A 13,326-nucleotide genomic window follows, 5' to 3' on the forward strand; every position below is an offset into this window, starting at 1 on the left:
AGCTTATTAATTTAACAAAAGTGACGTGTGTCGTTCTGCAGGGCATGCTGTTCCCCAACCCTGGAAAACCTATCCTCTTTAACACGTCAAAGTCGATTGATAGGCTTGCTGCAACAGCTATCTGCCCGGTTGAAGTCGAAGATCGATGTATCTGTAGGGTTTGGAAATAAATGCGGGCGCCCACCGCACTCACGGCTCAGTTACCATTCTTTGTGCATCGCGGCCGCGCGGCTAGTTGGTAGCTGTTCTAAGCCTAGTCAGTGCCGCCCTTCGCCCCAAGCCCCATAGTCAGATTTGAGAAATGACAGTAGGCGATGCCGCAACGCGCTTCATCGACCTATGTAAAACGACTCCTTTATCGAAATAGTGCACTCATCGCTCTCCACGGCGATCCCTTCATCGCGAATTGCACCGCCCAAGACGATCTGCACTGAAATCAATACTTTCTGATGCCTCTTGATTAGAGATGCCAGCCATAATCATCTCATCGCCAACGCATACGGCGTTCGGCAGCCAACACACTCTCACTCACTACTGGAAGCTCAGACATGAAAACCATAGGCATTGAAAACTCGAAGTCCAGCGTACAGGCCCACTTAACGCTTGGAACCAAAACTATGGGGCTAGGTATCTATGGCGCGTACTTGGCTCTCGCTATTATTTACTTCTGGTTCGGCGGCATGAAATTTACCCACTACGAGGCCGAGGGCCTGGTTCCACTGGTGAGCAACAGCCCGCTTTTGGGATGGGTGTATAGCATTTTTTCGGTCGACATGTTCTCCAGCCTGCTCGGCATACTAGAGATTTCGATCGGCACTCTGATCGCAGGCCGCATGCTGTCGCCCAAACTATCCGTGGTAGGAGGCGCTCTGTCTGCAGGCCTGTTCTTCACAACCCTTAGCTTTATGTTTTCCACTCCGGGCGTCATTGAGCCTAGTTTAGGGTTTCCGGCGATTTCCGTTGCGCCAGGTCAGTTTCTGCTTAAAGACTTAGGGTTGCTTGCTGTTTCGATATTTGTGGCAGGCCATTCGCTGGTTGAACTGGAAAAACGTAAAATTAATGCATAATTTTTTCAATGGCTTAAGGCAGTAATGCCTTAGGCCTTTTTGCCATCATTTTCCCCCGCCAGATCTTTCAACCAGTCACGAGGGCTCAACCCCGTCTTGCGTCTAAATGCGCGAGACAGCGCCGAAGGACTTTCGTAGCCGACTTGAGCTGCAATCAGCGTAATCGAGCGCCCTTCTCGCATCAGCTTCTGAGCCAGGCTAACTCGCCAACTCAACAAATAATCAGCAGGCGTCTGTCCGATGACACTCTTGAAATGCACGGCATACGCAGCGCGTGACATATTTGACTCACTGGCCAGCTCTGCTATTGACCAGGCATGTTCCGGGGAGTTGTGCATCTGTAAAAGCGATCGGGCAAGCCGCATGTCGGCCAGTCCAGCCATCATTCCGGTGCGCAACTGGTGATGATCGAGCAGGTAACGGAGCAACAGAATGATTAGGAGCTCAAATAAGCGCTCAAGCGCGGCTTCCCTTCCACAATGCACATTTGCCGCCTCGGCAAACATCCACTCCAACGTGTCTGCCAGCATGGGCAGATCATCGAGTGCGAGCACCAAACAGTCCGGTAATGAAGCCGACAAAGGATTATCAATTCCGCCCTCAAACTCCATGGAAGCACACAACAACTTTGCGCCATCGGACTCACCCGCAAACAATTGATGCTTGGCGGGGCGTGGCATAAAAATCAAGCTAGGGCGAGTGAGCTGCAAATCCTTGCGATCGGGACCAAGCAACGTCACGCTGCCGGCCTGAAGCAGATGGATATAACCTCGCCGCTCGGCGCCATCGTAAGATGCAGAGCCGCATAGGTCGCCGTCATAGAACAGATTGGCCCGCACGCCGAACCGCGAGAGCAAATTAGACAAACGATCCATTGGCCGATCCTTGACGAGTCAGAACGCACAGACCATACCATCTGCGTTGTCGTTCAGTGCCTGTAGCGAACATGCCGGCGTAAATCAGCCAACGGATAAAGTGATCACTGAGCAGCTCAGCCTCCCTTTCCAGTTCGGCTGTTAAAAAAACAACACCGTTGTTTGAAAGCACCAGCAAATCAAGTGCTCACTCTTCTATTTTACGGGGTTGTACGCCGGAATCCCAGAAATTTCCGTCAGCCCAGCTCCAGTCCCGCCACGAGCGCATCCAGGTCGATGAACTTGCCGTCAGTCTGGAAGGTGTAATGCCCGTTCAGCAGGATGTGCCGCCAGGCCGCTGGCGACATCTGCGTGATCAACGCCAGCGCCTTGGCATTGCCAGCTGCCTCGTACTTCGTCAGCAGCAGGGACAGGATCGCCGAGTTGTAGAAGATGATCGCGTTGCCGATCAGCCTGGCGCACTGGTTGCTGATCTCGATTTCGATGTCGGTGCGGCCGGTCAATTCCTTCTTCCCACCGACTTGGGCGATGGTCGAGCGTAGCTGGTGATAGGACTCAATGCGGTTCTGCGAGCGGTGAACATTACGCTCCAGTTGCGGGTCGCGCAGGTAGCGCAGTGTGTAGATACTGCGGATGAGCTTGTCGAACTCGAAGATTGCGCGCCGCGTCGGGTTCGGCGCCGTATAGGTGCACAGCTTGCGGATCAGCGTGCCCTGCGTCATTTCCTTCAGGCCCAGTGTGGCGACGATTCGGTCGATGTTCGCCTTCTCACCGACGATGAGTTGCCGGTCGATCTGGCCAGCCGGCCGGATCAGGCATTTCTCGTACAATGCCAGATCATCGGCGCAATACAGCTCCTGCAACTGGTCGTCGAGGTCGGTGAAGCGCGGCTCGAAACGAAGTCCGAACCAGTGCAGGATGGCGAAGTTGGCCTTGTTGATGCTGTGCATGTCGCCGGTGATCGCGCTCGGCACGATGTCCGACGTGTTGCGGTACCAGATGTCGAACACGTGGTGAGCCTCGTACTCGTGTGCGCCTATCAGGTAGCCGTTCAACGGCACGTGATTGCACAGCAGCGTGTAGGCGACGACGCCCTTGCCGCGGCCGAAATATTTGCGCGAGTAGCGCGCCTTCACAGTTGGTCGCTCGACGCCGAATTTCTGCCCATCAACGGCACCGTACAACGAATCGAGGTCGAACGAGTAATGCGGGAAGATCGGCAGTGCGGCGATGGCGTTGCTGATGCAATCGTTGGCCACATGTAGCGTCGCCTGGCGCAGGTACTGCTGGTAGGTACTCTCCAGGACGTGGTACGGGATGTCGCTGGTACGTGCCATAACCTGGTTGCCGTGGTTCATGGCTTGGGCAATGATCACCGCCATCAGACTGTCGGCGTCGGCTACCTTCTTCGCATAGCGTGGCTGCAATGGTGTCAGCGCCGACAGGAACTGGCACTGGCCGTTGACGAAGCGAAACACGTCGGCGACATCGCAGTATGGCAGTTGCTCGTAGAGAGCTTGCTCGCGCGCCTTCTGGTTCTCCCCCTTGGGCTTGCGCCAGGTCAGTCTCTGCGTGTCCTTGTCGTATTCCAGGTGCGTCAGCTTGCCCTGTTTCAGCTCGCGATTGAACGCCACCCATTGCGCACGCAACTCGGTCGCCAGTGCATCGAGCTGGGCACTGACCGGCTGCCGCAGGAAGGGGATGTCCATCTGCGCGAGCACGGCGGCTTTCTCGTCCATCGAAACCAACTCGTCGGACAAATGCCGGTGCTGCAAGCTATCGTCAATGTAGAGCTCGCCCGCCTGGAAGCGTTTCCTGACCTGACGGTAAAGCCAGAATTCGTAACGATCGGCATGCAGGCCTGTCGGCGTGCCTTCGGCATCGAACATCAGCAGGTACGGACGCAAGCGTTTCGGCAGCGTTGCCGCCGGACATTCGTCGAGTGGCCGTTGTGATAGGCGCTGCTGCTTGGCGAACACGCTCTTGGCCCAAGTCAGCGCCGCGAGCCATGGGTTATCGGGGGCCGTGCCGGCGAAGTCGAGCGCGACGTACAGCGGCCGTAGATGGCGTCGAATGCGTTCGGCCAGGCCGTCCACCGCCTGCCAGTGCAGCGCCAGTTTGTTCAGTGGCTTGACGCTCATGCGCTGCGCCGTGTTTTGCAGCAATTCCCTGGACATGATTTTGTAGGCGCGTTGGCGCACCTCGCCGAACGGCGTCGGATCGGCCACGCTGTCGTCCACGTACAGCGACAGCAGGCGGCCAACCTGCGGCGTTTCCTGATGGCGTCGCAGCTGTTCGGCGACAAAGGACTGTTTCGCACCCGTGCGGCTCTCGTCCTCAAGTTTTTTCATGTGGAAGGCCATCGCGTCGACCAGGTTGTCGGTGAGCTGCCGGTAACGTACCCAGGCATAGCACAGCAGGTAGAGCCAGGTCTGCTCCGCCTTCAGGTGGCGCAGGTCATGGACGGTATAGAAGTTCGCCAGGCTCGCGTAGTACAGCAGGTTCTGCTGCGAGATGCCGAGCTTGGGCAGCAGCGCCTTGGCGATCCCGTGCAAGGACTTCAGCGTGGCGCGCTTCTCGCGCTCCCCTGCCATCTGACGCCAGCCGAAATCTTTAGCGTCCTGCTTGAGCGCTGCCAGTTGAGACAGGGTGTCGTCACGCACCAGGAGCTGGCCCAGCGCAGCTTTGGCCGATTCGTCCAACACTTCTGCCAGCAAGCCGCCCAAGCGCCTGCGTTCGGTGGACAGGGCTTCACTGACCAGCTCTTGTAAGGTGGTGTGGCCGGGCCGGATGATTTTGTGCTCGCTGAGCCAAACGATCAGTTCGGCGGCCACGAATCCTGGCATTACGTCGCGCCGCACGATCTGTTCAGCCTGCTGTGCCAGTTGCGGCAGGAAGCTAGCCGCCCACGACCGGTAGCCGAACAGTTCGGCGATCTGACCCCTCTGGCTGTAGTGCTCATGCTTGGTGGGGTCAGCTCACGAAACGGAAAAAATCGTACGCTAAGGCGCGCCATGCGCTTGCGCGCGAGCGCTCTCACGAGGGAGATTCCTCGTACTTCCGAAACGCGCGCCAAAGTGCAACGTCGTACGCAATCTTGAGCACACCGCAGGCCACCAGCGGCATCGCCAGCCAGCCGGCGGCGAACAAGGCGCCGCCGATGGCGGGGCTAGCTGCGGCAGCGAGGCTCCTGGGTACGGTGGTGAAGCTCGCCGCCGCGGCGCGCTCTGCCGGCGTCACCACCGCCATGACGAAGGCCGAGCGCGTGGGTACGTCCATCTGCGACAGGGCGCTGCGCAGGAACAGCAGCGCGAGCGCCACCGGCAGGCTGTCGGCGAAGGCGGCGAGGATCAGACAGACGCTCGACGGGATGTGCGTGAACACCATCGTGTTGATCAGGCCAATGCGGCGCGCTACCCAGGGGGCGGCGAGCTGGGAGCCGGCCGACAGCAGCCCGGCCCAGAAGAAGAATTGGCCGGCAGCGGCGAGCGAGAGGTCGAAACGCTCGAACAGCCAGAGCGCGAGCAAGGTATTGACGATCAGCCCGCCGGCGAAGGCATCGACCGAGAACAGTGCCGCCAGTTTGATCACGATGCCGCGCGAAGGCCCCAGCGCTGTGGGCGCCGCCGTCTGCTCGTCCACGCGGTGGTCCGGCAAGGCGCGATACAGGGCGAAGATCGCGACGCCGGTCAGCCCGTAGACGACGAACATCAGGCGCAACGCGTCGAGCTGGGCCAGGCCGGCATCGGTCAGCACTTGCGGGATCGCGGTCGCCAGCGAACCGGTCGCGGCACACAAGGCGCCGACGAAGGTATAGCGCGCGAACAGAAAAGTGCGCGCCTCGCCCTGCGCCGATTCGGCCAGCCGCGCGTGCTCCAGCGGCAGGAAGACGCTGACGTCGCCGGAGCTGGGGTTCATCGTACCGACGAAGGCGACTACAGCCAACGGCCAGAAGGCGCCGATGCCGCCCAGGCCTGCCAGCAGCAGACCGGTGGCGGTCATCAGCCCGGCGGCAGCAAGCAGCAGGCTACGCTGCCGGAAGCGATGGCCCCACTGCCCGACCGCCAGGGTCGCCAGCGCCGACCCGAGCAGGGTGGCGGAGCTGATCAGCCCGACTTCCCACTTGCCGAGCCCGAGCGTGAGCAGATAGACCGGCAGCAGAATGGCGACAAAGCCGTCGGTGAAGGCCCGAAGTGCCCGGCCGATCAGCAGCAGGCGTGCCTCGGGTGCGGCGCCGGCGGGCAGCAGCATCACTTCAGGCGGGGCAGGCGGGCGACCTTCAGCGGCCCCGTGGTGGAGTGGGCGCACCAGGCGTAGAGCGCGTCATACATCACCATGCCTGCCTTCAGCATCTCGTGGTCGTCGGCGAAGTTGAGCGACAGCCCTTTCGAGATGGCGACCAGGCCGGACGCTTCCTTCGCCAGCTGCGGCTGGCCGCAGTCGGCGGCGCGCACGATGAGCGCCAGCTTGTTCAAGGCCGGGTCGTCGAGTTCGTACTTGTCGATGAAGGCATCGAAGCTGCAGCGGTCGCCATGGTGGCCGAGCTCGACATTCGGCACGTCATAGGGAATCGCGCCGGTGTCGGCGGCGACCTTCATGACTTCGCCGGCCGGCACGTACAGGAACTCGGGGGCCTCGTCGATGAAGCGCGTTACCAGCCAGGGGCAGGCGATACGGTCGATCTTGGGGCGTTCGCGGGTGACCCATTTCACGCTCTGCCCTCCACCTTGGCAAGCGCAGCCTCGGCCGCCGTCCAGGACAGGTTCTGCATGAAGGCGTCCACATAGGCTGCGGCCTTGGCGCCGAAGTCCATGTGGTAGCTGTGCTCGTACATGTCGAGGGCGACGAGCGGCATGGCGCCGGCCAGGTTGTGCGCGTGGTCGGCGGCCCAGGCGTTCACTAGACGCTCGCGCCGCGGGCTCCAAACCAGCAAGGTCCAGCCGGAGCCGCCGCCCTGGGCCTTGCCCATGGCCGTGAATTCGGCGCGCCACGCGTCCACGGAGCCGAAGTCCCGCTCGATGGCCTGCTTCAACGCTCCGCCAGGGTCGCCGCCGGTACCGCCGAGGGAATCGAAGTACACCTCGTGCAGGATCATGGAACCGCTGGCGATCATCTCCTCGCGCTTGAGGCCGTTGATCTCGAACACCGGGGCGCTGGCCCAGGTCAATTCGGCCAGGCGCTGCTCGATGGCATTGAGGCGCTTGACCGCCCCGCCGTAGTTGTTTTCCCAGTGGCTGACGATGAGCTTCTCGGACAGGCCGGTGAGTTTGGCCGGATCGCAAGAAAGGGGCTTCAGTTCGTAAGGCATCTTGGCTTCCTCAGTAGGGTGGATCGGAAACGGCGCGACGAAGGCTGACTCGATCAGATTCAGCCTTGGTTCGGAAACACCAGCCAGCCCGCCAATCCCGCCGCGAGGATCACGACGACGACGTTGAGCTTGTTCTTCCAGGCATAAAGGAATGCCAAGCCTGCGGCGAAGATCGACATGCCCACCGTCAGCGATGGCACACGTTCAGCCGTGACCTGCGCCAGGTCGAGGGTGGTTGCGCCGATCAGGCCGACTACGCCGGCCGCGACGCCGTCCAGGAACGCGTGCAGCCGTTTGTTCTCCACGACCGCCTCCAGCCGGTCGTAGAAAATCAGCGAGAACGCAAAGGCCGGAAGAAAGACACCCACCGTCATGGCCACCGCCCCGATCGGCCCCCCTGCCACATAGCCGACGAACGTGGCGAAGATGATGAGGGGTGCCGGCAGCACACCGGACAGTGCCAGGCCGTCCAGGAACTGCCCATCCGTCATCCATCCGCGCCCGACGGCGTCGTTGCGAACGAACGGGATCGCCGTGTAGGCGCCGCCGAAGGTGAGCAAGCCAGCCTTCAGGCCCGAGGCGAAGATGAGCAGCACCGATGCCTGGCCTTGAACGACCGTTTCCACCAGCTTCGCCGCCGGCGCAGCCCACAAAGCCACGGCCGCGGCCAGCGCCACCGCCCCCAGTGTCACCAGCAGCGCCAAGACCCGATGCTTCAGCACGAGCAGGGCGTACACCAGGCCGCTCGCCGGCAGGGTGATCCAGAAGTCGACACGAGCCATGGCGGCCAGCGCGCAAACGATGGCAATGGCCCACAACCAGCGATCGAGCAGGATGTGCTCGCCGATGCGGTGCACGGCGCGCACGATCAGGGCGATCACGGCCGCCTGCACGCCAAGGAACGCCGCGCCCAGCGAGGTGCCCACGAATTCGATCTGGAAGTACAGCCAGGACAGCGCGAACATCAGCAAGAATCCGGGAAGCATGAACCCGAGTCCCGCCAGTACGCCCCCAAGCCGCCCCTTCGCTCGGATGCCCAAATGAACGCATATTTCGTGCGCTTCGGGTCCGGGCAGCACCTGCATCACCGCAAGCAGCTTGTTGAAGCGTCTGCTGGAGATCCAGCGTTCCTCGTCCACGAGCTCGCGGCGCAACATGCCGATCTGAGCCACAGGCCCGCCCCATGCGAGCAAGCCGAACTTGAGGAAGCGCGCGAAGAGCTGCAGGTAGCTCATCGCTGGAGGGACGGCTTCAGTCGTGGCAGCGGTCTGAGGTCTGGTCGGGGCGTTCACGTTGCTTTGTCCTCGTAACTCTTGAGTAGCCAGTCAAAGACTTCGCACGCGCGAGCAAGCAGCGCGTCGTCGTCGGGTTCGGATGCCTGCAGGCCGGTGAGCAGCGATTCGATGCCCAGCGCTTCCGCGACCGGGAGTCCCCCAACATCCAGGCAATGCACGAGCTCGCCCAGCCGTACCAGTGCAGGGGCGGAATCAAGTCCGAAACTCGCCAGCAGCGTCTCGAAGGTGACCTTGGTGCCCACGTGGCTGAAGGCCGCGCCGTCGAAGTCGAAGCCGAGCCAGCCATTGCGGCAGTCGGCGGGATTCGCCAGCCAGACGATGCGAGCGCTCGGGTCGATGAAACGCCGGATCAGCCAGGCCGAAGCGAGTCGGTCCACCCACGGGCGCGCCCGCGTGGCCCAGGTCCGGCCCTGATAGTCGGCGCGGTCCAGCCGCGGAACATCCGCCTGCCGGGCGGTCGGCTCGTCGGGAGACATGCGGCGGGTGATCGCGTCGCGCAGGTCGTCCAGCAGGCTCAAGGTCTGCCGCTGCGCCTCGCCGGGAAAGAAATCGATGCGCGCCACCTGCTCGAAGCGGCGCACGAGCGGCTGGAGCTTGCGTGCGGCGGCGGCGCCATCCAGGGATGTCAGGCTCCGCCCGAGTTCCTTGATCTCCTCGGCGATGCCGGCGTACTCCTCGCCCCGGTCGAACAGGGCGCGCAGCGCGGCCTCCTGGGCTTCCTCGCACCCCGAGAGTCGATAGACCTCGCCGCTGCCCCCGACTTCCACCGCCTGCGCCGCCACTTCGTCCAGCGCCGCGGCACTGTCGGCCGAGTCAGGCAGCAGGTAGACCCCATCGCGCAGCGTCGCGCAACCCAGCGCCTTGACGGAGCGCCAGACGCGCATGCGGCCGGTCGATGCCTTGGTGGGGAGGCTGATGAACAGGGCAAGAAAGCTCAAGCACGGGCTCCTTGGTCAGAAGGCAGTGAGAAATGTGATATATACTACAGAATGTTATAGAAGTAACTAAAGTCATGATGAAGCGTCAATTTAAGGCATACCCTAACCTGGCGTCAGCCCCCGGGCTGTAAAACGTCAGAATAGAGTCACTTCCAGAATTAATTGACATGTCCCGTCAAGGGTCATAGATTTCTTCCTGACACAAGGGCCTCAGGAGGACACTGTGCACGGTCAGCGCATCGGCTACGTCCGCGTCAGCAGCTTCGACCAGAACCCGGAACGGCAGCTCGAACACATCCAGGTGGACAAGGTGTTCTCCGACAAGGCGTCGGGCAAGGACACCCAGCGCCCCGAGCTGGAACGGCTGCTCGCCTTCGTGCGCGAGGGCGACACGGTGGTGGTGCACAGCATGGACCGCCTGGCGAGGAACCTCGACGACCTGCGCCGCCTGGTGCAGCGCCTCACCCAGCGCGGCGTGCGCATCGAGTTCGTCAAGGAACACTTGACATTCACCGGCGAGGATTCGCCGATGGCGAACCTGATGTTGTCGGTGATGGGCGCATTTGCCGAGTTCGAGCGCGCTCTGATCCGCGAGCGGCAGCGCGAGGGGATCGCGCTCGCCAAGCAGCGCGGGGCCTACCGGGGCCGCAAAAAGGCGCTCGCGCCCGAGCAGGTAGCCCAACTGCGCCGTCGCGCTGCAGCCGGCGAGAAGAAGGCACAGCTTGCCCGCGAGTTCGGCATCAGCCGGGAAACTGTGTATCAATACCTGAGAACGGATGACTGACCATGCCGCGCCGCAGTCTGCTAACGTCCGTCGAGCGCACCGGCCTGCTCGCCTTTCCGGCCACTGACGACGAACTCATCCAGCATTACACCTTCGCCGAAGCCGACCTGTCGGTGATCCGCCAGCGGCGCGGCAGCCACAACCGGCTCGGCTTCGCGGTGCAGTTGTGCTACCTGCGCTATCCCGGCTTTGCCCTGCCGACGGATGCGGAGCCACCCGTCTCCCTGCTGGACATCGTCGGCCGCCAGTTGCGTATCGAGCCGGACATCTGGCCGCAGTATGCGCAACGGCCGGAAACGCGACGCGAGCACCTGTTGGAGTTGCAGGCGTGGCTGAAACTGACACCGTTCACGGTCACCGACTACCGGCACTTCGTTCACCAGCTCGCCGATCTGGCACAGCAGACCGACCGAGGTATCGTGCTGGCCGAAGCGCTGATCGAGTTGCTGCGGCAGCAGCGCATCATCCTTCCGACCATCGAGGTCATCGAGCGCGTGTGCAGCGAGGCGCTGACACGCGGCACGCGCCAAGTCTATGAAGCGCTCACCGCGCCACTGGGTGATTTCCACCGCCGCGCGCTTGACGGCCTGCTGGCGATTCGCGAGGGCACCAAAGGCAGCGGGCTGATCTGGCTACGCCAACCGCCTGGCCCGGCGAAGCCCAAGCATGTGCTGGCCCACCTCGAACGACTGAAGACCCTCCGCGACCTGGTGCTGCCGGGCGACCTGGAACACGCCATTCACCAGAACCGCCTGCTGAAGCTCGCCCGCGAGGGCGGACAGATGACCGCCCAGCACCTTCGCGACCTGGAGCCGAGTCGCCGCTTTGCGACCCTGGTCGCGGTAGTCCTCGATACCCGCGCCACCCTCATCGACGAGATCATCGACCTGCACGACCGTTTCATGGGTTCGCTGTTCAGCAAGGCCAAGCGCAATCACGCCGACCGCTTCCAGCAGTCCGGCAAGGCGATCAACGACAAGGTGCGGCTGTACTCTCGTATCGGTCGCGCCCTGCTGGAAGCCAAGCAATCGGGCAGCGACCCGTTCGCCGCCATCGAGGCGATCATCCCCTGGGACGTATTCAGCGAAAGCATCACCGAAGCGGAAGCGCTGGCCCGGCCGGAGGACTTCGATTTCTTGTCCTTGGTCGGCGACGGCTTCACCCAGCTCCGGCGCTACACGCCGACCCTGCTGGAGGCGTTGAGCATGAAGGCCGCGCCTGCGGCGCGCGAGCTGCTCGCCGCCGTCGAAATGCTCAAGGGGATGAACGACCGTCAGGCACGCAAGGTGCCGGACGACGCGCCCACGTCCTTCGTGCGCAAGCGCTGGGAGAACCTGGTGCGCACGGACGATGGGCTGGATCGGCGCTTCTATGAGCTGTGCATTCTGTCCGAACTGAAGAACTCACTGCGCTCCGGCGACATCTGGGTGCAGGGCTCGCGCCAGTTCAAGGACTTCGAGGACTACCTGTTGCCGCCGCCGCGATTCGCGGCGCAGCGTGACCAGCGCGAATTGGGTCTGGCCGTGGAGACCGACTGCGAGCGCTTTCTGGAGGCGCGGCTCGCGGTGCTGCAAGAGCAACTGGCGACAGTCGAGCGGCTGGCCGCCGCCAACGAACTGCCCGATGCGGCCATCACCAGCACCGGGAGAATCAAGATTTCTCCGCTGGACAACGCCGTGCCCGACGAGGCCGAGGTGCTGATGCAGCAGGCGTACAGCTTGCTGCCGCACCTGAAGATCACCGAACTGCTGCTGGAAGTCGATGGCTGGACCGGCTTCAGCCGCCACTTCAAGCACCTCAAGAGTGACGAGGCGGCCGAAGACCAACACCTACTGCTGACGACCGTTCTCGCCGACGCCATCAACCTGGGGCTCTCGAAGATGGCCGAGTCCTGCCCCGGTGTGACCTACGCCAAGCTGACGTGGTTGCAGGCGTGGCACATCCGCGACGAGACCTATTCGGCGGGTCTGGCCGAGGTGGTCAACGCCCAGTTTCGTCAGCCCTTCGCCGCCTACTGGGGCGATGGCACTACCTCGTCGTCGGATGGGCAGAACTTCAAGGCCGGCGGCCGGGGGCAAGCCGCCGGCCAAGTGAACTTGAAGTACGGTCAGGAACCAGGCGTGCAGTTCTATACCCACATCTCCGACCAGTACGCGCCGTTCCACACCAAAGTCATCAATGCCACGGTGCGCGACGCCACCCACGTCCTGGACGGGCTGCTGTATCACGAATCCGACCTGCGCATCGAAGAACACTACACCGACACGGCTGGCTTCACCGATCACCTGTTCGCGCTGATGCACCTGTTGGGCTTCCGCTTTGCCCCGCGCATCCGCGACCTGGCCGACAAGCGCCTGTTTATCCATAGCGACGCCAAGCAGTACCCGACGCTCGCCGGCCTGATCGGCGGCAACGTCAACGTGAAGCACATCCGCGCCCATTGGGACGAAATCCTGCGGCTGGCCGCCTCGATCAAGCAGGGCACGGTGACGGCCTCGCTGATGCTCAGGAAGCTCGGCAGCTATCCGCGCCAGAACGGTCTGGCCGTGGCTCTGCGCGAACTGGGGCGCATCGAGCGCACGCTGTTTGCGCTCGACTGGATGCAGAACGTCGAATTGCGCCGCCGTGTGCAGATTGGCTTGAACAAGGGCGAAGCCAAGAACGCGCTGGCCCGCGCTGTGTTCTTGAACCGGCTCGGTGAAATCCGTGACCGCAGTTTCGAGAACCAGCGCTACCGCGCCAGCGGCCTCAATCTGGTGGTGGCGGCAATCATCCTGTGGAACACCGTCTACCTGGGGCGGGCGGTCCAGGCGCTGCGGGACTCGGGTAAGAACATCGACGAACGGCTGCTGCCGCATCTTTCGCCGCTGGGCTGGGAGCACATCAACCTGACCGGCGATTACATCTGGCGGCAGAACAAGCAGGTCGCGCAAGGCAAGTTCCGGGCGCTACGAATGCCTGGCGAGGCTTAGCGTACGATTTTTTCCGTTTCGTGAGCTGACCCCGTCATCGTCGGACGGCCAGAACTTCCGCACCGGCAGCAAGGCCGAGAGCACCGG

General features: G+C 62.5%; 9 protein-coding genes and 1 pseudogene. 3 read left to right on the plus strand and 7 right to left on the minus strand.

Features of this window, described 5'->3' with window-relative positions; genetic code table 11:
• Positions 1-548 precede the first annotated feature (548 nt).
• Positions 549-1,067: a YkgB family protein gene (locus QRO95_RS18265; RefSeq protein WP_003464991.1), complete on the plus strand. Its 519-nt coding sequence runs from the start codon at positions 549-551 to the stop codon at positions 1,065-1,067.
• A 29-nt stretch (positions 1,068-1,096) separates the two neighbouring features.
• On the opposite strand, the gene QRO95_RS18270 is transcribed toward QRO95_RS18265, so the two are convergent.
• The 7 genes and pseudogenes from QRO95_RS18270 to QRO95_RS18300 form a co-directional block, all read right to left on the minus strand.
• A complete protein-coding gene (locus QRO95_RS18270) occupies positions 1,097-1,942 on the minus strand; it encodes an AraC family transcriptional regulator (protein ID WP_003464995.1) in 846 nt (281 codons plus the stop codon).
• A 236-nt stretch (positions 1,943-2,178) separates the two neighbouring features.
• Positions 2,179-4,911 (minus strand): annotated as a pseudogene (locus tag QRO95_RS18275) (Tn3 family transposase); the annotation flags it as partial.
• Between the two features lie 67 nt (positions 4,912-4,978).
• Positions 4,979-6,193 (minus strand): MFS transporter, encoded by a 1,215-nt coding sequence (locus QRO95_RS18280; protein WP_285303143.1) that lies wholly within the window; start codon positions 6,191-6,193, stop codon positions 4,979-4,981.
• Positions 6,193-6,654: a chromate resistance protein ChrB domain-containing protein gene (locus QRO95_RS18285; protein ID WP_285303144.1), complete on the minus strand. Its 462-nt coding sequence runs from the start codon at positions 6,652-6,654 to the stop codon at positions 6,193-6,195. Before QRO95_RS18285 ends, QRO95_RS18280 begins: the two co-directional genes overlap by 1 nt.
• Positions 6,651-7,250: a superoxide dismutase gene (locus QRO95_RS18290; RefSeq protein ID WP_128666867.1), complete on the minus strand. Its 600-nt coding sequence runs from the start codon at positions 7,248-7,250 to the stop codon at positions 6,651-6,653. Before QRO95_RS18290 ends, QRO95_RS18285 begins: the two co-directional genes overlap by 4 nt.
• A 59-nt stretch (positions 7,251-7,309) precedes the next feature.
• Positions 7,310-8,485 (minus strand): chromate resistance efflux protein ChrA, encoded by a 1,176-nt coding sequence (gene chrA, locus QRO95_RS18295; protein WP_128666879.1) that lies wholly within the window; start codon positions 8,483-8,485, stop codon positions 7,310-7,312.
• A gap of 53 nt (positions 8,486-8,538) precedes the next feature.
• Complete coding sequence (locus QRO95_RS18300; protein WP_285303145.1) at positions 8,539-9,483, minus strand: chromate resistance protein ChrB domain-containing protein; 945 nt, start codon at positions 9,481-9,483, stop codon at positions 8,539-8,541.
• Positions 9,484-9,706: 223 nt separating this feature from the next.
• On the opposite strand from QRO95_RS18300, the gene QRO95_RS18305 reads away from it, so the two are divergent.
• Both QRO95_RS18305 and QRO95_RS18310 read left to right on the plus strand, forming a co-directional pair.
• Positions 9,707-10,267 (plus strand): recombinase family protein, encoded by a 561-nt coding sequence (locus tag QRO95_RS18305; RefSeq protein ID WP_011013255.1) that lies wholly within the window; start codon positions 9,707-9,709, stop codon positions 10,265-10,267.
• 2 nt (positions 10,268-10,269) lie between these two features.
• On the plus strand, positions 10,270-13,239 hold the full coding sequence (locus QRO95_RS18310; RefSeq protein ID WP_011013256.1) for a Tn3 family transposase: 2,970 nt from the start codon (positions 10,270-10,272) through the stop codon (positions 13,237-13,239).
• Positions 13,240-13,326 lie beyond the last annotated feature (87 nt).

The sequence above is a fragment of the Stenotrophomonas maltophilia group sp. Smal13 genome (assembly GCF_030236855.1).
GTDB lineage: Bacteria > Pseudomonadota > Gammaproteobacteria > Xanthomonadales > Xanthomonadaceae > Stenotrophomonas > Stenotrophomonas maltophilia_A.

Excerpts from the sequence above, each read along its gene's own strand:
- QRO95_RS18265 (WP_003464991.1), top strand. The coding sequence starts at position 549 with ATGAAAACCATAGGCATTGAAAACTCGAAGTCCAGCGTACAGGCCCAC.
- QRO95_RS18270 (WP_003464995.1), bottom strand. The coding sequence starts at position 1,942 with ATGGATCGTTTGTCTAATTTGCTCTCGCGGTTCGGCGTGCGGGCCAAT.
- QRO95_RS18280 (WP_285303143.1), bottom strand. The coding sequence starts at position 6,193 with ATGCTGCTGCCCGCCGGCGCCGCACCCGAGGCACGCCTGCTGCTGATC.
- QRO95_RS18290 (WP_128666867.1), bottom strand. The coding sequence starts at position 7,250 with ATGCCTTACGAACTGAAGCCCCTTTCTTGCGATCCGGCCAAACTCACC.
- chrA (WP_128666879.1), bottom strand. The coding sequence starts at position 8,485 with ATGAGCTACCTGCAGCTCTTCGCGCGCTTCCTCAAGTTCGGCTTGCTC.
- QRO95_RS18310 (WP_011013256.1), top strand. The coding sequence starts at position 10,270 with ATGCCGCGCCGCAGTCTGCTAACGTCCGTCGAGCGCACCGGCCTGCTC.